Genomic DNA, 17,667 nt, shown 5'->3' with positions numbered 1-17,667 from the left:
CCGGTACCTGCACACTGGGCCCCATGAACGATTGGCCCGAGGGATGGTCCGGCGACGACCGCGACCGGTACGGACGCGGCAGCGCGAGCGCACAGCCCGAGAGCGCCCGCGTCATGCGGCAGGTCCGCCGTGGACAGGGGGCGCCCGGGCAGGGGGCGTACGGCCGCCAGGGGCCGTCCGCGCCGCCGTACGGCAACGGTGTGCCGCAGCAGCCGTCGTATGTCGACGGCCAGGGCTACGGCGGTGACTACGACAGCGGCTACAACACCGGCCAGGTCTACGGCAGCCCCGGCGGCGGTGGCTACGACGGCCCCGGCGACCCGGGCGGCGGCCGGGGTCCGCGGCCCGCGCCGAACTGGCGCAAGCGGATCAAGTGGACCGCGATCGTCGTGATCACCGGGCTGGTCGTGACGACCGTCGGCACCTACTTCTGGGCCGACTCCAAACTCAACCGCGAGGTCGACCTGTCCAAGGTCATCGACCGGCCGGAAGGGGGCGACGGCACCAACTACCTGATCGTCGGCTCCGACAGCCGCGCCGGGCTCTCCTCGGAGCAGAAGAAGCAGCTGCACACCGGTTCCGCCGAGGGCAAGCGCACCGACTCGATGATGATCCTGCACACCGGCAGCAACGGCGACACGCTGATCTCGCTGCCGCGTGACTCGGACGTGGAGATCCCGACCTTCGTGGGCTCCGAGTCCGGCAAGACCTACAAGGGCACGGGCCGGCACGTGAAGCTGAACGCCGCCTACGCCGAGGACGGGCCCGAGCTGCTGGTGCGCACGGTGGAGTACAACACCGGCCTGAAGATCGACCACTACGTCGAGATCGGCTTCGCGGGCTTCGCGAGCATCGTGGACGCGGTGGGCGGGGTCGAGATCGACATCGACAAGGGGTTCAAGGACAAGTACTCCGGCGCCGACTTCAAGGCGGGCAAGCAGACGCTGAACGGCGACCAGGCCCTCGCCTTCGTCCGCACCCGGCACGCGTTCGCCGCGTCCGATCTGCAGCGCACCAAGAACCAGCAGAAGTTCCTCGCGGCCCTCGCCCATCAGGTGGCCACCCCCGGCACGGTCCTGAACCCCTTCAAGCTCTACCCGACGCTCGGCGCGGGCCTGGACTCGCTCATCGTCGACAAGGACATGGGCCTGTACGACCTGGGGTCCATGTTCTTCGCGATGAAGGGCGTCAACGGCGGCGACGGCACCTCGCTGAACATGCCGATCTCCGGGTCCAGTGGAGGCAACCTCGTCTGGGACAAGGCGAAGGTGAAGCAGCTGGTGCAGGAGCTGAACAACGACGAGAAGGTCACTGTCTCGGGCAACTGAGGCCAGGAGCCATCGGGGCCGGTCCGGCGGGCCGGCCCCTCGTCACGTCCGGCCTACGCCCGCCGCCCGGAGCCGAGCAGCGCGGTGTACGGCAGCGCCCAGCCCATCTTCGCGCACCGGACGTCCGTGAGGCCGGCCTCCGCGAGCAGCGCCGCGAACCCCTCCGCCGTACGGCCGAAGTCCTCCCCGGGGGCTAGGCGGGGCAGGTGGTGGGGCGATACCGCCGCCGCCTCGCAGGCTCTGCCGAGCAGTTCCATCCCGCTCTGGCGGCCGCCCGCCCACACGGTCAGGGCCGCCGTGCCGCCCGGCCGCAACACCCTCCGCAGCTCCGCGAGCGCAGCACGGGGGGCGGCCGACGTGATTGAGGACGAAGTTGCCGGCGACAGCGTCGAACTCGGCCTCCGCGTATGGAAGTTCGGGCAGTACGCCGATCCGTGCGTCGACCCCTGCGGTCCGGGCCGCCGTACCGGTACCGGTGCCGACGTCCAGGACGCGCGTCCCCGCCTTGACCCCGGCGGCATCCAGATGGGTCTCCACAGGGTGGGCGCACAGCCGCGCGAAGCTGCCCGCGCTCGGTCGCGTCGAAGGTCTCCGTCGCATGCGTCATGACGCCGGCCTGCCGCAGGCACGGTCGGGGGCACCTAGGGTGCCCCCGACCACGGCCGTGGTCACATCGCCATGCCCGCCATCGCCCGACAGGTCTCCGCACAGCGGCGACACGCCTGCGCGCAGCGCATCATCTGAGGATCGTCCGGCATGGACATACACGCCTCGGCGCACATCTCGCACGCCCTGGCGCACATCGCGCACATCTCCGCCGACAGCGGCGAGCGGCGCATCATCATGTCCGCGCACATGCGGGTCATGTCGGCGCAGTCGATGAGCGCGCGCATGATCTGCATCTGGGCCTGGCCGCCCATCTGCATGCAGGAGCTCATGGTCTCCTCGCACACGCTGTGGCACTCCATGCACGCCGCCACGCAGTCCTGCATCTCCTTGCTCATCGCGGACATGCTCTCGGCCTGGGTCATGGCTCCTCCTGGGGGACGCGGGAGCCCGGGACGGGCTCCGTGCCCTTCCGTCCTACGCCCCTCCCCGGCGGGGCGCCATCGGGCGGACCCGAACAATCCGCCCCGAAATGTCTCACCCGAGGTACGACAAAAGCCCCCGGAACACCTCCGGGGGCTTGGTCGGGCCGGTCGGGCCGGTCGGCCCGACTACGGCTTACGGCAGGTTGCGCGCCATGACAATCCGCTGGACTTGGTTCGTGCCCTCATAGATCTGCGTGATCTTCGCGTCCCGCATCATCCGCTCGACCGGGTAGTCACGGGTGTAGCCGTACCCGCCGAGGAGCTGGACCGCGTCCGTGGTGACCTCCATGGCCACGTCCGAGGCGAAGCACTTGGCCGCGGCGCCCTGGAAGGTGAGGTCCTTGTCGAGGCGCTCCGAGGCGGCCGCGGCCTGGTAGGTCAGGGCGCGGGCGGCGGAGATCTTCATGGCCATGTCGGCGAGCATGAACTGGATGCCCTGGAAGTCGGCGATGGCCTTGCCGAACTGCTTGCGCTCCTGGACGTAGCCCTTGGCGTAGTCGAAGGCGCCCTGGGCGACACCGAGCGCCTGGGCGGCGATGGTGATGCGGGTGTGGTCCAGGGTCTTCATCGCGGTCGCGAAGCCGGTGCCCTCCTCGCCGATCATGCGGTCGGCGGGGATGCGGACGTTGTCGAAGTAGACCTCGCGGGTCGGGGAGCCCTTGATGCCGAGCTTCTTCTCGGGGGCGCCGAAGGAGACGCCCTCGTCGGACTTCTCGACGACGAAGGCGGAGATGCCCTTCGAGCGCTTCGAGGGGTCCGTCACGGCCATCACCGTGTAGTACTCGGACTCGCCGGCGTTGGTGATCCAGCGCTTCACGCCGTTGAGGATCCAGTGGTCGCCGTCGCGGACCGCCTTGGTCTTCATACCAGCCGCGTCGGAACCGGCGTCCGGCTCGGAGAGGGCGTACGAGAACATCGCGTCGCCCTTGGCGAGCGGGGTCATGTACTTCTTCTTCAGCTCGTCCGAGCCGGAGAGGATCACCGGGAGCGAGCCCAGCTTGTTCACCGCGGGGATCAGGGACGAGGACACGCAGACGCGCGCGACCTCCTCGATGACGATCACCGTGGCCAGCGCGTCGGCGCCCGCGCCGCCGTACTCCTCGGGGACGTGCACGGCATGCAGGTCGTTGGCCACCAGCGCGTCCAGCGCCTCGCGCGGGAAGCGGGCCTCCTCGTCGACCGCGGCGGCATAGGGCGCGATCTTCGCCTCCGCCAGCGAGCGGATGGCGTCCCGGAGCATGTCGTGCTCCTCGGACGGGCGGTACAGGTCGAAGTCAGCCGTTCCGGCCAAGGTCTCTCACGCTCCAAGGACGCTGTGATGCCTGTGCTAATTACCGTTAAGTAACTCAAATTTTAGGGCCCGGCCCACAGGACGGATACGTGAGCTTGGCGACAGCGGGAAAACTGCCCGTCGCACCCTCCGACTATGCTCGGGCGCGCACTGGCCCGTCCCCCTTTCTGGAGTCTCCATGGCCCTCAAGATCACCGTGATCGGCACCGGCTACCTGGGCGCCACCCACGCCGCGGCCATGGCCGAGCTCGGTTTCGAGGTGCTGGGGCTGGACGTGGTGCCCGAGAAGATCGAGATGCTCCAGCGGGGCGAGGTCCCGATGTACGAGCCGGGCCTGGAGGACCTGCTGCGCAAGCATGTCGCCGGGATCGAGGGCTCCACCGGCCGGCTGCGCTTCACCATGGACTGGGAAGAGGTCGGCTCCTTCGGAGACGTGCACTTCGTCTGCGTGAACACTCCGCAGCGGCACGGCGAGTACGCCTGCGACATGGCGTACGTCGACTCGGCGTTCGCCTCCCTCGCCCCGCACCTGACCCGCCCGGCGCTCGTCGTCGGCAAGTCGACCGTGCCCGTGGGCTCCGCCGACCGGCTGGCCCGCTATCTGGCCGACCACTCCCCCGCCGGCTCCGACGCCGAACTGGCCTGGAACCCGGAGTTCCTGCGCGAGGGCTTCGCCGTGGACGACACGCTGCACCCGGACCGGATCGTCGTCGGCGTGCGCAGTGAGCGCGCGGAGAAGCTGCTGCGCGAGGTGTACGCGACGCCGCTCGGCGAGGGCACGCCGTTCGTGGTGACCGACTTCCCGACCGCCGAGCTGGTGAAGACCTCCGCGAACTCCTTCCTGGCCACGAAGATCTCCTTCATCAACGCGATGGCGGAGGTCTGCGAGGCCGCCGACGGTGATGTCGCCAAGCTGGCCGAGGCCATCGGGTACGACGACCGGATCGGGAAGAAGTTCCTGCGGGCCGGGATCGGCTTCGGCGGCGGTTGTCTGCCCAAGGACATCCGCGCCTTCATGGCCCGTGCGGGTGAGCTCGGCGCGGACCAGGCGCTGACCTTCCTGCGCGAGATCGACTCGATCAACATGCGCCAGCGCGGGCAGATGGTGGAGCTGGCCCGGCAGATACTGGGCGGCGGGCCGTTCCTCGGCAAGCGGGTCGCGGTGCTCGGCGCCACCTTCAAGCCCGACTCGGACGACGTCCGCGACTCCCCCGCGCTGAACGTCGCCGGGCAGATCCACCTCCAGGGCGGCCAGGTCACCGTCTACGACCCGAAGGGCATGGACAACGCCCGCCGCCTGTTCCCCACCCTCGGCTACGCCGACACCGCCGTGGACGCGGTCCGGGGCGCCGACGTCGTACTGCACCTCACGGAGTGGCGGGAGTTCCGCGAACTGGATCCGGCCGCCCTCGGCGAGGTCGCGGCGGCGAAGGTCGTCCTCGACGGCCGCAACGCCCTGGACCCGGCGCTGTGGCGGAAGGCGGGCTGGACGTACCGGGCGATGGGGCGCCCGACGGCCTGAGCGAAGGCGGGGGCGGCGGGGCGGGGCCTCGCCCGGGCCCCGGCTGAGCACGCGCAGGAGCTGAGCACGCGCAGGACGGGCTCCGCAGCCTGGCATATGCCGCCTCCCCGGAATCGCCAACACGAGTTCGATTTGCATTCGAGTACGGTGACGAATTGCCCGTCCTCACAGACCACACCCCCATGAAGGAGAGGTAGGCAACGACCGGTTAACCGGTGCGTAGTCAAGCGGAATCCGCCCTCCACTCCACTGTTCGTCATCGCCGGACTCTTCGGCCGGATTGATGCGAGCATGTCAGGAGTGAGTCATGCCCCTCTTTCGCGGGGTGGAATGGCCGCGTGATCACCGCGACGAGCTGGTCGCCGGGGCACTCGTCGCCGCGGTGGTGATCGTGCTGGGATACGCGTCGGGCATCGGTGCCCCCACCGCCTCCGGTGCGGCCGAGGCCGCGGTACCCCCGGTCTCGTCGCCCGCGGCCACGGCACCGGAGGCGACCGCCCCGGCTGCCGGCCAAGTCCCCACCGGTTCCGGCGCGTTGCCGGGGTACGGCGGCGCCGGTGCGGACGTCGGATACGGCGGGACCGGGTCGGACATCGGATACGGCGACACCGGAAGCGGCGTGACCGGCACCGGCCCCGTCGACGGGAGCGGTGGGCAGGGCGGCGGTCACACCGGGCACGAGAGCTCGCCGCCCGCGGGCACCCCCACTCCCCCCACTCCCACCCCCACCCCCTCCTCCTCGGCCACCTGCGAGGACGGCGAGGTCGCCCTCGTACAACCGCTGCTCGTCGGCCTCACCGAGCCCGTCCTCGGCCTCCTGGGCGGTGCGACCGCGTCCCCCTCGCCGACGCCCTCTCCCTCGCCCTGCGTCGGCCTCGCCCCCGTCTCCGGACTGCTCGGCGGGGCCCTCGCCGGCTCCCCCTCCGCCTCCCCGCGGCCGGAGGTGACGCCATGAGGCCACTGCTCGTCCTCGCCGCTCTCCTCTGCGCCCTTCTCGGCGCCGCCCAACCCGCCTCCGCGCACACCGAGTTGGTCAGCTCCTCCCCCAAGGACGGCGCCACGCCCGCGAAGGCTCCCGACCACCTCACCCTCACCTTCGACGAGGTCGTCGACCTGGCCCGGGTACGGGTGCTGACGGTGGACGGGGACCGGCTGCCGGTGGCCCGGACGGCGAAGGACAACGTGGTGCGGGTCGCGCTCGGCAGCCCGGCGGACGGGAAGTTCGCGGTGGTGTGGTCCGTCGTGGACGAGGGGGACGGACACGCTTCCTCCGGACGTATCGCTTTCGCCGTCGGGGCGGCCCCCGCCAGGACCGGCGGCGACGAGGCGCAGACCGCCGCTCCCGCACCGTCCCCCTCGGTGCGCAAGGGCCTCGTCGCCGTCCGCTGGGCCGGATACCTCGCGCTCGCCCTGTTCATCGGCGGGCTCGCGTTCGTCGCACTGCTGTGGCCGGGCGGGGCGTACGAGCCACGGGCCCGGGCGCTGCTCGGGCTGGCCTGGACGGCCGGGCTGCTGGCGACCGTGGCGGCCGTGGGACTGCAGGGCGCGTACGCCTCCCTCGGCGGCCTGCGGGACGCCCTTCGTCCGGCGACCTACGCGGACGTCCTGGCCACCGAACCCGGCGTCGTGCTCGCCGCCCGCGGCCTGATGTGGGTGCTCGCGGCCGTGGTGCTCGCCGCGCTGCTCCAGGGCGCCGCACGCTCGCCCGGCTGGCGGGTGGGCGCGCTCGCGGTGGCCTTCGGGCTGCTGCGCACGACCGGCATGACGGGCCACAACTCCGAGGGCAGCGCGCCGACCTGGGGAGCCGTCGCCGACTTCGTGCACCTCCTCGGGGCCGCGCTGTGGATCGGCGGGCTCGCCATGCTCGCGCTGGCGGTGCTGCCGCGCCGGCGGCCCGCGGAGCTGGCCGAGGTGGTGCCGGGCTACGCGCGGCTCGCGGCGCTGAGCGTCACGGGCATCGTCGGCGCCGGGCTGGTGCTCGCATGGCAGGTGGTGGGGTCCTTCGACGGCCTCCTGCACACCTCCTACGGGCATCTGCTGCTCGTCAAGACAGCCGTCCTCGGGTGCGTCCTGCTCGCCGCGTACGCGAGCCGCCAGTGGGTGCGCACCCGTCTCGATCTCGCCGTGCTGTTGCGCGGCGACGCCGCCACCGTGCGGCCCTTCGGTTACTCGGTCGCGGCCGAGACGGGGCTGGTCCTCGTCGTGCTCGCCGTGACGAGTCTGCTGGTCACGGCCGACCCCGGCCGCTGAACACCCGCAAAAGCAAAAGGAGTTGCAGTGAGAAGCAAAGACGAGACCGCCGGCCGGCGAAGCAAGTCGCCGACCGGGAACCGGTCCCTGCTGTTCGCCGGCCTCGGCGCGGCCCTCGCCGCCGTGCTCAGTCTCGGGCTGCTGAGCGCGGCCACGGGTTCCACGGCGGCCTCGCAGCAGGCCGCGGGCGCGGCTCAGGCGCCCGCTGCCGCCGCTGCCGCCATGAAGGCCGCCGCCACCCCCGACTACCAGGTCGACATCACGGGTTACAAGTTCGGCGACGGCAAGCAGCTCGTCGTCGAGGTGGGCCAGACGGTCCGGTGGACCAACCACGACAGCGCGCCGCACACGGTGACCACGACGAAGGCCCCGGTGGCCTTCGACTCGGGGACCCTGCAGAAGGGCGACTCGTGGTCGTACACCTTCACCAAGGTCGGCACCTACGAGTACTACTGCGCGGTGCACCCGGACATGGTGTCGTCCGTGAAGGTGGTGGCGGCCTCCGGCGGTGGCGGCGGCGGTACGACGCCCACGCCGACGCCCACCTCGACGGCACCTACGGCGACCCCGACGACGGGCCCCACGGCCACGCCGACGGCGACCCCCACGTCACCCGGCATGCCGATGCCGACGTCGACGCCGACGGCCACGCCCACCAGCGGTGGCGGCGAGCAGTGCACCAGCATCCGCAATGAGCTGCTGCCGATCCTCCGGCACCTCTACTCGGCGCACCTGGAGGAGTCGCCCGGCCAGCAGGTGCAGGACGCGCTGGCGCTGGACTCGTACATCAAGATGCACACGGTGTGGATCGAGAGCATCCTCAAGCCGGCCGTCAACGACGGCGGGACGGTGCTCGACAGCACGCTCAGCGTGCTGCTGGCCCACATCAACTCCGCGCACCTGGAGGAGTCGCTCGGACAGCAGGTCTCCGATCTGCTGAACCCCGACGCCTACGTGAAGATGCACACCGTCTGGGCCGAGCACCTGCTCACGCCCACCACGGACTTCCTCACCACCAGCTGCTGACATGCATGGGTGGACGCCGTTCCGGCCGGGGCTCAGCCGGCCGGAACGGCGTCCACCGCCATTCTCCACACCCTCACCACATTTCGGGAACCGCTTTCCAAGGAGTTCGGGATGACAACCGTCACCCTGCCCACCGTTCCTCCGCCCCGCCGGCTCACCGTGGCCCCCGGCCGCTCGCTCGCCGAACTCACCGCCTGGTACGGGCCTTTGCCGGTACGGCGGCGGCGGATACCCCTCGCCGGAGCGTCGCTGGAGACATCCCCGGACGCCCATGACCCCGCGTTCCGCTTCGAGTTCGACGACAGCGAGCTGCGGGCCGTGCTCACCTCCGAGCGGGCCGAGGACCTGCCCGGCGACCGCCTCCAGCTCACCGCCGACCTCGCCCTCGACGACATCGCCTTCCCCGTCCTGCTGCGGATGCGCGTGCTCGACCGCGCCGAGGACCGGATGCTCGTCGTGGGCACGGCCCGGCTGTCCTACCGGCTGCTGCGCCGGGCAACCGGATTCCGGCTGCCGTGGCGGCTGCCGGCCACGCGTCTTCGGCTGCTCGTCGCGGCGGAGTTCGCATGAGGGGGCTGCTGCGGGCCGCGGCGGCGCTCGCCCTCCTCGCCGTGTGGCTGCTGCCGTCGGGACAGGCGTCGGCGGCGAGCTACTCGGTGGCCATGAAGGGGTACGCCTTCGCGCCGGCGTCCTTGAGCGTGCCCGCCGGTTCCACGGTGACGTGGACCAACTACGACACGGCCCCGCACGACGTGAAGACCACCTCCGGCCCGCTCTCGATCCACTCCCCCATGCTGAACAAGGGCCAGAGCTGGAGCTTCACCTTCGCCACGGCCGGTTCCTACGGCTACGTCTGCACGGTCCACCCGGACATGACGGCGGGGATCACGGTCCGGGCGGCACCGGCACCGGCTCCGGCCAGGACCTCGGCGGCACCGGGAGAGCACGCGCACACGACACCGGCCCGGGCCCCGTCGCACACCGCGCACTCGGCACCGGCGATGACGATGCCGTCCGCGTCCCCGTCGCCCACGGCATCCGAGGCGGCCGTACCGCAGACGGCGCAGCAGGCGGCACCCCAGGTGACACAGCAGCCCGTGACCCAGACGGCAGCCTCGACGGGCCGCCCCCTGGACCCGCTGCTGGTCCTGGCCGGCCTGGTGGCCGGGGTGGCGGTCCTGTGCCTCCTGCTGGTCGGCTCCAGGACGTCCCAGGCGCGGAGGGAGGAGTCCTGACGGCAGAACTCACCCCTTGGCCCGGTAGCGCCGCATCTTCGCCCGCGCCCCGCACACCTGCATAGAGCACCACCGCCCCCGCCCCGCCGGACTCCGGTCGTAGTACGCCCAGTGGCAGTCCACGGCCTCGCAGGCCTTCAGGCGGAGCCACGTCCCCGCGACCAGCGACTCGGCGACGGCGGCGGCGACGCGGGAGAGCAGGGGCCGGGCGTCGACGGGGGCGAGGGCGGCCGAGCCGTCCGCCGCGGCCACGGTCAGGAACAGGGGCGCCGCCGCCAGCAACTCCCCCAGCGGTGTCACCGCCCGATGCGGCGGATGCCCGGCGTGCGCCAGCAGAGCGACCCGCAGGGACTCCCGCAGCTCACGCGCCTGCGCCAGCTCCCCCTCGGTGATCCCGACGCGCGCCCGGCCCTCCGCCGTGTCCAGCGAATCGGCGCCCGACTCCAGGTCCACCGTGTTGACCAGGGACTCGACCAGGGCCAGCCCCCCGGGCGCGGGCGATCGCTCACTCATGGCTGCACGCTACCTAGCTAGGGAATTCCCTTGCGACGTTACCCCCGATGCGGGAGCATGCGGTAACCGTTACTGGTTACCCGCCTCTACAGGTAACCCCCGCTTCAAGGAGGAAGCATGGCCATCGCCGAACTCGGAGCCGTCGTACTGGACTGTCCCGACCCCGGCGCGCTCGCCGGTTTCTACGCCGGTGTCCTCGGCGGCACCGTCGAGGGCGAGGGGGACTGGGTGGACCTGAGGACCCCCGGCGGACCGTCGCTGGCCTTCCAGGCCGCCCCCGGTTTCGTACCGCCGAAGTGGCCCGCCCCCGACGCCTCGCAGCAGTTCCACCTCGACCTGACCGTCCCGGACCTGGACGCGGCCGAGAAGGAGGTGCTGGCGCTCGGGGCGAAGCCGCTGGACACCGAGGACCGCTCCCGCACCTTCCGTGTGTACGCGGACCCGGCGGGGCACCCGTTCTGCCTCTGCGCCTGCTGAACCGCCGGTCGAACCAGGAGGACCTCTCGTGACTGTCGCACGTTTCCGTTCCGTCGTGATCGACTGCCCCGACCCCCGGGCGCTCGCCCGTTTCTACGCCGGGATCGTGGGCGGCACCCCGGAGGACGACGACCCGGACTGGGTGGTCCTGCGAGTCCCGGCCGGTCCCCGGCTGGCCTTCCAGAGCGCCCCGGGGCTCACTCCGCCGGAGTGGCCGCGGGCGGACCGCAACTCCCAGCAGTTCCACCTCGACTTCGACGGCGGGACCACGTGGGAGGAGATCGACGCGGCCGAGGCCAAGGTGCTGGAGCTGGGCGCGCGGCTGCTGCACGCCGAGGACAAGGAGGACTTCCGGGTCTACGCGGACCCGGCGGGCCACCCCTTCTGCCTGTGCCGGATCGACCCGCTGTAGCGCCGACCCGTCGGCCGGCCACCGACCCCGACCGACGCCCGTGCCGGACCGGTCCCGTACGGCCACGCGAGCCATCCGCCCGGCCAGGCGATCCCGCCGCCGCCGGACCGGTCCGCACCGCGCCGCCCGTCGACCCGGCTATCCGTCGAGCCCGCCTCCGCAGGACCGGTCCCACACCGCGCCATGGCCCTCCGCCCGGCCCTGGCCGTCACACGTCGCCGCCGGACCGATCCCGCACCGCGCCGCCCGTCGACCCGGCTATCCGTCGAGCTGGGCGATCTTCGCCGTGGACGGCTCGCGCCGCTGCTGCGCCGCCCGTGCGGTGAAGTCGGACTCGCGCAGCAACCGCTGGACATTGCCCCAGGTCAGCAGCGCGATGTCGGCCTCGTCCCAGCCCCGGCGCAGCAGCTCGGCGACGAGGTGCGGGTAGCAGGAGGCGTCGCCCAGCTCCTGCGGGTGGGCGGTGCCGGCGTCGTAGGTGCCGGACAGGCCCACGCATTCGGCGCCCGCCACCGCGCGCACATGGTCGAGGTGGTCGGCGACGTCCCGGACCGTCGGGCCGGTCTGCTCGGCGGTCAGCGGCACCATGCACAGGCCCTTGGCGGCGCCCAGCTCGGCGAGCAGGTCGTCGGGGAGGTTGGCCGGATGGGGCCGCAGGGCGCGGGCGGCGGAGCGGCTGCAGAGCACCGGCGCCTTGGACACGGCCAGGGTGCGCCGGACGGTCGCGTCGGAGGCGCCGGAGAGGTCGGCGAGGACTCCGAGCCGGTTCATCTCGCGCAGCACCTCCTCGCCGAACCGGGTGAGCCCCGCCGCGCTCGCCCAGGACACCCCGGTCAGGGTGAGGGCGCGCAGGCCGAGGGCGTGCAGGGAGCGCAGGATGCCGAGCGAGTCGCCGAGGGCGGCGGCGCCCGCGGGGCCGAGCAGGACGGCGGCACGGCCGCAGTTGCGGGCGTCGGTGGCCTGTCCCGCGGTGCGGGCCAGGCGCAGGCCCTCGGGGTGGTTGCGTACGACGGTCTTCACCAGGTCGAGCTGTTCCAGGGTGGCGCCGACGGCACGGTCCCCGTCGAGCCCCTCGGGCAGGTGCAGCGACCACATCAGAGCGCCCACGTGCCCCTCCCTGAGCCTCGGCACATCCGTGTCCACCGCGCTCTCACCGACCTCCAGGTCGAACCAGGGCAGGTGCCTCAGAGCCCAGGGCAGCCCGCTGTAACCGTCGGCGACGGGGTGCTCCGCGAGGAGGGCACGGGCGCGCTCCAGCAGCCCGGCGGCCTGGTCGGAGCCCGGCGCGCACAGCTCCGGCACGGCCCCGAGGAGCTGGGGCAGCTCTCCCACCTCGGCCGGGGGATGCAGTTCGTCCTGGAGGTCTGCCATGACGGGCTCCATACGTCGTGATCTTCCTGATCGCCGTACGGTCACCGTCGCACGGAGCGCGGGGGCCTTCCTGGTGGGCGGGGCGTTCGGGGGTACGGCGGTTCGGGTGCCGTGCGCCACCCCGACCACCAGGCCGAAGGTGCCCCGGGCGGGTCAGCCGTCGAGCTCGGAGAGGGTCGCGTTGGACGGCCCCCGCGTCGACCGGAGCTCCCGGGCCACGTCCTCCGCCGCGCCCAGCACGCGTACCGCGTTCTGCCAGGTCAGCTTGGCGAGGTCGGGGCGGGACCAGCCGCGGTCCAGGAGTTCGGCCATGAGGTTCGGGTAGCCGGAGACGTCGTTCAGGCCGTCCGGGGTGAAGGCCGTGCCGTCGTAGTCGCCGCCGATGCCGATGTGGTCCACGCCGGCCACCTCGCGCATGTGGTCCAGGTGGTCGGCGACCGTCGAGACCGTGGCCACGGGGCGCGGGGTGCGCTCCTCGAAGGCGCGGTGCACCTTCATCGCCTCGGGAGTGGTCGCGAGGTGGTGGAAGCCGTGCTCGCGCATGTTCTCGTCGGCGGCGGCCGTCCAGTCGACGGCGGCCTGGAGGACGAACTTCGGCACGAAGGTCACCATCGCCATGCCCCCGTTGGACGGCAGGCGCTCCAGGACGTCGTCCGGGACGTTGCGCGGGTGGTCGCACACGGCTCGCGAGGAGGAGTGCGAGAAGATCACCGGCGCCTCGCTCACGTCCAGCGCGTCCCGCATGGTCGTCGCCGCCACGTGCGAGAGGTCCACGAGCATGCCCTCGCGGTTCATCTCCCGGACCACCGCACGGCCGAACGCCGACAGCCCCCCGACGCCGGGTTCGTCCGTCGCCGAGTCCGCCCAGTCCACGTTGTCGTTGTGGGTGAGGGTCATGTAGCGCACACCGAGCGCGTACAACGCGCGAAGTGTGGCGAGGGAGTTGGCGATGGAGTGGCCGCCCTCGGCGCCCATGAGCGAGGCGATACGGCCTTCCGCGCGCGCCGCCTCCATGTCCGCGGCGGTGAGCGCGGCCCGCAGCTGTGCCGGGTACCGCGCGATCAACTGCCGTACGCAGTCGATCTGTTCCAGCGTCGCCGGTACCGCGTCGGGCAGGTCCGAGCGGACGTACACCGACCAGTACTGCGCCCCGACCCCGCCGGCCCGCAGGCGCGCCAGGTCGGTGTGCAGGTGGGCCGACTGGTCCGTGGCGATGTCACGGGCGTCGAGGTCGTAGCGGACCTGTTCGCGCAGCGCCCAGGGGAGGTCGTTGTGGCCGTCGACGACCGGGAACTCGCGCAGGAGTTCCCGGGCGCTCTCCAGCTGTCCCGTGGCCGTCACTTGCCGAAGCCGAAGCCGTTGGAGCCCTCGACCTTGGACCGCAGGCGCTTGCCCTTCTCGGTGGCCTGGTCGTTGAGCTCCTGCTGGAACTCCCGCATCCGGCCGAGGAGTTCCTCGTCGTGCGCGGCGAGGATGCGGGCCGCGAGCAGACCTGCGTTGCGGGCGCCGCCGACGGAGACGGTCGCGACGGGGACGCCGGCCGGCATCTGCACGATCGACAGCAGCGAGTCCATGCCGTCGAGGTACTTCAGCGGGACCGGGACCCCGATCACCGGGAGGGGGGTGACGGAGGCGAGCATGCCGGGGAGGTGGGCGGCTCCTCCGGCTCCCGCGATGATCGCCTTCAGGCCCCGCTCGGCCGCCTGCTCGCCGTACGCGATCATCTCGCGCGGCATGCGGTGCGCGGAGACGACGTCGACCTCGTACTCGATCTCGAACTCGTCGAGGGCCTGCGCGGCGGCCTCCATGACGGGCCAGTCGGAGTCCGACCCCATGACGATGCCTACAACGGGGCTCATTCTGTGATGGTCCCTCTCAGGTAACCGGCAGCGTGACGTGCGCGTTCGAGAACGTCGTCCAGGTCGTCGCCGTAGGTGTTGACGTGGCCCACCTTGCGTCCGGGCTTCACGTCCTTGCCGTACATGTGGATCTTCAGCTTGGGGTCGCGGGCCATGCAGTGCAGGTACGCGGAGTACATGTCGGGGAAGTCGCCGCCGAGGACGTTGACCATGACGGTCCACTTCGCGCGGGGGCGCGGGTCACCGAGCGGGAGGTCGAGGACGGCCCGGACGTGGTTGGCGAACTGGGAGGTGATCGCGCCGTCCATCGACCAGTGGCCCGAGTTGTGCGGGCGCATCGCGAGCTCGTTGACGAGGATGCGGCCGTCGCGGGTCTGGAACAGCTCGACGGCGAGGTGGCCGACGACGTCCAGTTCCTTGGCGATGTTGAGGGCCAGTTCCTCGGCCTTGAGGGCGAGGGTCCGGTCCAGGTCAGGGGCCGGGGCGATCACGGTGTCGCAGACGCCGTTGACCTGCTGGGACTCGACGACCGGGTAGGCGACGGCCTGGCCGTGCGGCGACCGTACGACGTTGGCGGCGAGCTCGCGGACGTAGTCGACCTTCTCCTCGGCGAGGACCGGGACGCCGGCCCGGAACGGGTCGGCGGCCTCCTCGGCGGAGTCCACGACCCACACGCCCTTGCCGTCGTAGCCGCCGCGGACGGTCTTGAGGACGACGGGGAAGCCGTCACCCTCCGCCGCGAAGGCCGCCACGTCCTCGGGATCGCTGACGATCCGGTGCCGTGGGCACGGGACGCCGATCGCGTCGAGCCGCGCGCGCATCACGCCCTTGTCCTGGGCGTGCACGAGCGCGTCGGGGCCGGGGCGCACGGGGATGCCGTCCGCCTCCAGGGCTCTGAGGTGCTCGGTGGGTACGTGTTCGTGATCGAAGGTGATCACATCGCACCCGCGCGCGAACTCGCGCAGCGTCTCGAGGTCGCGATAGTCGCCGATGACGACGTCGCTCACCACTTGCGCCGCGGAATCCTGAGGGGTGTCACTGAGAAGCTTGAACCTGATGCCGAGCGGGATGCCTGCCTCGTGTGTCATACGCGCGAGCTGGCCCCCGCCGACCATGCCGACTACCGGGAACGTCACGACCCCAGGGTATCGGTCGAGCCACGGCGGCCGAATCCCGCGCCTTTCACCGGTCCTCTTACCAGGTTGTTTCCCTGGGTGTGAGTTCATCCACAGGCAACAGGCGAGGGGGGTGGTTAGCATGGCTGAGTTGACGGAATCACTCGACTGACCGACCCGACTGGGGGACTGTACAACCATGGGACATGGTTCCTCAGGGTTGCGAAGGATCGTTCGCGAGGTCGCCAAATTCGGTGCGGTGGGCGGAGCGGGGCTCCTCGTCAACCTGGTCGTCTTCAACGTGGTGCGGCATCTCACCGACCTTCCGGTGGTCCGGGCGAGTGTCGTCGCCACGGTCGTGTCGATCGTCTTCAACTACATAGGGTTCCGTTACTTCACGTACCGCGACCGCGACAAGAGCGGCCGTACGAAGGAACTGACCCTGTTCCTGCTGTTCAGCGTGGTCGGCCTGGTCATCGAGAACGGCATCCTGTACGCGGCGACCTACGGCTTCGGCTGGGACAGCCCGCTGCAGAGCAACATCTTCAAGTTCGTCGGCATCGGCATCGCGACCCTCTTCCGCTTCTGGTCCTACCGCAGCTGGGTCTTCAAGGCCCTCCCCGCCCGCGAGGCGGTGGCGAGCGCGGAGTCCTTCCTGGAGGAGGCCGAGCAGGCCGCCACCCGCAAGGGCCGCCCCCGTCAGCGAGTCCTCTGACTACGGACACCCCCCACCCCGGCGCCGACCCAGGACGAACCGCAGGCGCTACACCAGCCCCCACCGGACCGAAACAGGCCGCCGCAGGCACTCAGGGGCGCGGGGAACTGCGCACAACGCCCGCCCCCACCGAACCCGCACCCGAACCCGCTCAACCGCCGGAGGCCCCCGCGCAGCTCACCGCACCGTCGGCTCGTCCTCGTCCAGCAGCGCCGACTTCAGCGGGGTGCGGGAGAGGAACAGGCCGAAGACCGGGGGCTGGGCCTGGAGCATCTCCAGGCGGCCGCCGTCGGCCTCCGCCAGGTCTCGGGCCACCGCGAGACCGATGCCCGTGGAGTTGCGGCCGCTGATCGTGCGCTCGAAGATGCGGGCGCCCAGGTCGGCGGGAACGCCGGGGCCCTCGTCGGTGACCTCGATGACGGCCTGATTGCCGGTGACGCGGGTGCGCAGCGCCACCGTGCCGCCGCCGTGCATAAGGGAGTTCTCGATCAGCGCGGCCAGCACCTGGGCCACCGCGCCCGGGGTACCGACGGCCGTGAGATGGCGTTTGCCCGAGCTCACGATCGCCCGGCCGGCACTGCGGTACGCGGGCCGCCACTCGGCGAGCTGCTGCTGGATGACCTCGTCGAGGTCGAAGGTGACCGCGTTGCCGGCCCGGGGGTCACGGGAGTTCGTCAGCAGCCGCTCGACCACGTCCGTCAGCCGCTCCACCTGGGTCAGCGCGACGTTCGCCTCCTCCTTCACCGTGTCCGGGTCGTCGGTGAGGGTGATCTCCTCCAGGCGCATGGACAGGGCCGTCAGGGGTGTGCGGAGCTGGTGGGAGGCGTCGGCGGCCAGGCGCCGCTCCGCCGTCAGCATGCGGGCGATCCGCTCGGCGGAGGAGTCCAGGACGTCGGCGACCCGGTCCAGCTCGGGGACGCCGTACCGCTTGTGCCGGGGCCGCGGGTCGCCCGAGCCGAGACGTTCCGCGGTCTCGGCGAGGTCGGTCAGCGGCGAGGCCAGCTTGTTGGCCTGGCGGATCGCCAGCAGCACCGCGGCGATCACCGCGAGCAGCGCCACCAGGCCGATGATCAGGAGCGTACGGCCGACCTCGCGGGTCACCGAGGAGCGCGGCTCCTGCACGGTGACCGTCTCGCCCTCCTCGCCCCGCTGCGTGGAGCTGATGACCTGCCCCGACAGCCTGGAGCCGACCTCGATCGGGTCCTTCCCGGGGATCCGGATCACGGCGTACCGTTCCTGCGCGACCTGGTCGCGCAGGATCTCCCCGGTCACGTCCTCCGCGGCGAACAGCCGGCTGTCCACGATCCCGGCCAGCCGGATCGCCTCGGAGTCGACCCGCTCCTGGGCACTGTTGCTGATGGTGCGGGTCTCGACGATGACGAGGGAGACGCCGAAGACGGCGATCACCACGAGCACCACGGCGAGCGTGGACTGGATCAGTCGACGGCGCATGTCCTCTTAC

19 protein-coding genes are annotated in these 17,667 nt (G+C 71.6%); 10 read left to right on the top strand and 9 right to left on the bottom strand.

Features of this window, described 5'->3' with window-relative positions; all coding sequences use genetic code 11:
- Positions 1-23: 23 nt before the first annotated feature.
- Entirely contained in the window at positions 24-1,328 is a 1,305-nt protein-coding gene (locus D1369_RS24605; RefSeq protein WP_037900328.1) for an LCP family protein, read from the top strand.
- Positions 1,329-1,381: 53 nt separating this feature from the next.
- On the opposite strand, the gene D1369_RS24600 is transcribed toward D1369_RS24605, so the two are convergent.
- The 3 genes from D1369_RS24600 to D1369_RS24590 all read right to left on the bottom strand — a co-directional run bounded on the left by D1369_RS24600 (position 1,382) and on the right by D1369_RS24590 (position 3,710).
- Positions 1,382-1,645 (bottom strand): hypothetical protein, encoded by a 264-nt coding sequence (locus tag D1369_RS24600; protein ID WP_007382495.1) that lies wholly within the window; start codon positions 1,643-1,645, stop codon positions 1,382-1,384.
- Positions 1,646-1,996: 351 nt separating this feature from the next.
- Positions 1,997-2,359 (bottom strand): four-helix bundle copper-binding protein, encoded by a 363-nt coding sequence (locus tag D1369_RS24595; protein WP_007382496.1) that lies wholly within the window; start codon positions 2,357-2,359, stop codon positions 1,997-1,999.
- Between the two features lie 193 nt (positions 2,360-2,552).
- Positions 2,553-3,710 carry an acyl-CoA dehydrogenase gene (locus D1369_RS24590; RefSeq protein ID WP_007382497.1) on the bottom strand — a complete coding sequence of 386 codons (1,158 nt, stop codon included), beginning with the start codon at positions 3,708-3,710 and terminating at the stop codon, positions 2,553-2,555.
- Between the two features lie 178 nt (positions 3,711-3,888).
- On the opposite strand from D1369_RS24590, the gene D1369_RS24585 reads away from it, so the two are divergent.
- The 6 genes from D1369_RS24585 (at position 3,889) to D1369_RS24560 (ending at position 9,743) form a co-directional block, all read left to right on the top strand.
- Positions 3,889-5,232 (top strand): UDP-glucose/GDP-mannose dehydrogenase family protein, encoded by a 1,344-nt coding sequence (locus D1369_RS24585; protein WP_007382498.1) that lies wholly within the window; start codon positions 3,889-3,891, stop codon positions 5,230-5,232.
- Between the two features lie 307 nt (positions 5,233-5,539).
- The gene (locus tag D1369_RS24580) at positions 5,540-6,187 is read left to right on the top strand and encodes a hypothetical protein (RefSeq protein ID WP_007382499.1); all 648 of its coding nucleotides are present in this window, start codon (positions 5,540-5,542) and stop codon (positions 6,185-6,187) included.
- Positions 6,184-7,482 carry a copper resistance protein CopC gene (locus D1369_RS24575; protein ID WP_118082607.1) on the top strand — a complete coding sequence of 433 codons (1,299 nt, stop codon included), beginning with the start codon at positions 6,184-6,186 and terminating at the stop codon, positions 7,480-7,482. Before D1369_RS24580 ends, D1369_RS24575 begins: the two co-directional genes overlap by 4 nt.
- A 27-nt stretch (positions 7,483-7,509) precedes the next feature.
- Positions 7,510-8,508, top strand: a complete 999-nt coding sequence (locus D1369_RS24570; RefSeq protein ID WP_118082606.1) for a cupredoxin family copper-binding protein — start codon at positions 7,510-7,512, stop codon at positions 8,506-8,508.
- 111 nt (positions 8,509-8,619) lie between these two features.
- On the top strand, positions 8,620-9,078 hold the full coding sequence (locus tag D1369_RS24565; protein WP_007382502.1) for a hypothetical protein: 459 nt from the start codon (positions 8,620-8,622) through the stop codon (positions 9,076-9,078).
- Complete coding sequence (locus tag D1369_RS24560; RefSeq protein ID WP_007382503.1) at positions 9,075-9,743, top strand: cupredoxin family copper-binding protein; 669 nt, start codon at positions 9,075-9,077, stop codon at positions 9,741-9,743. The genes D1369_RS24565 and D1369_RS24560 overlap by 4 nt, the downstream gene beginning before the upstream one ends.
- 9 nt (positions 9,744-9,752) lie before the next feature.
- Here the strand turns inward: D1369_RS24560 and D1369_RS24555 are convergent, their stop codons facing one another.
- Positions 9,753-10,256 carry a CGNR zinc finger domain-containing protein gene (locus tag D1369_RS24555; protein ID WP_007382504.1) on the bottom strand — a complete coding sequence of 168 codons (504 nt, stop codon included), beginning with the start codon at positions 10,254-10,256 and terminating at the stop codon, positions 9,753-9,755.
- 117 nt (positions 10,257-10,373) lie between these two features.
- Between D1369_RS24555 and D1369_RS24550 the strand changes: the two genes are divergently transcribed.
- Both D1369_RS24550 and D1369_RS24545 read left to right on the top strand, forming a co-directional pair.
- Positions 10,374-10,733, top strand: a complete 360-nt coding sequence (locus tag D1369_RS24550) for a VOC family protein (protein ID WP_007382505.1) — start codon at positions 10,374-10,376, stop codon at positions 10,731-10,733.
- 28 nt (positions 10,734-10,761) lie between these two features.
- On the top strand, positions 10,762-11,145 hold the full coding sequence (locus tag D1369_RS24545; protein WP_007382506.1) for a VOC family protein: 384 nt from the start codon (positions 10,762-10,764) through the stop codon (positions 11,143-11,145).
- 258 nt (positions 11,146-11,403) lie between these two features.
- Here the strand turns inward: D1369_RS24545 and D1369_RS24540 are convergent, their stop codons facing one another.
- The 4 genes from D1369_RS24540 to D1369_RS24525 form a co-directional block, all read right to left on the bottom strand.
- Complete coding sequence (locus D1369_RS24540; RefSeq protein ID WP_118083151.1) at positions 11,404-12,516, bottom strand: dipeptidase; 1,113 nt, start codon at positions 12,514-12,516, stop codon at positions 11,404-11,406.
- Positions 12,517-12,669: 153 nt separating this feature from the next.
- Complete coding sequence (locus D1369_RS24535) at positions 12,670-13,857, bottom strand: dipeptidase (RefSeq protein ID WP_007382508.1); 1,188 nt, start codon at positions 13,855-13,857, stop codon at positions 12,670-12,672.
- Positions 13,854-14,351, bottom strand: coding sequence for a 5-(carboxyamino)imidazole ribonucleotide mutase (purE, locus tag D1369_RS24530; RefSeq protein ID WP_037900329.1), 498 nt, complete (start codon positions 14,349-14,351; stop codon positions 13,854-13,856). The genes D1369_RS24535 and purE overlap by 4 nt, the downstream gene beginning before the upstream one ends.
- 20 nt (positions 14,352-14,371) lie before the next feature.
- Positions 14,372-15,511 (bottom strand): 5-(carboxyamino)imidazole ribonucleotide synthase, encoded by a 1,140-nt coding sequence (locus D1369_RS24525; RefSeq protein ID WP_037900332.1) that lies wholly within the window; start codon positions 15,509-15,511, stop codon positions 14,372-14,374.
- 178 nt (positions 15,512-15,689) lie between these two features.
- Here D1369_RS24525 and D1369_RS24520 point away from each other — a divergent pair, with 178 nt between their 5' ends.
- Complete coding sequence (locus D1369_RS24520; RefSeq protein ID WP_037900334.1) at positions 15,690-16,205, top strand: GtrA family protein; 516 nt, start codon at positions 15,690-15,692, stop codon at positions 16,203-16,205.
- 177 nt (positions 16,206-16,382) lie between these two features.
- On the opposite strand, the gene D1369_RS24515 is transcribed toward D1369_RS24520, so the two are convergent.
- On the bottom strand, positions 16,383-17,657 hold the full coding sequence (locus tag D1369_RS24515) for an ATP-binding protein (protein WP_007382512.1): 1,275 nt from the start codon (positions 17,655-17,657) through the stop codon (positions 16,383-16,385).
- Positions 17,658-17,667 lie beyond the last annotated feature (10 nt).

This window comes from Streptomyces sp. CC0208, from assembly GCF_003443735.1.
GTDB classification, from domain to species: Bacteria; Actinomycetota; Actinomycetes; order Streptomycetales; family Streptomycetaceae; genus Streptomyces; species Streptomyces sviceus.
Note: the sequence above shows the minus strand (reverse complement) of the source record. Positions and strands in the feature narration are given on the sequence as shown.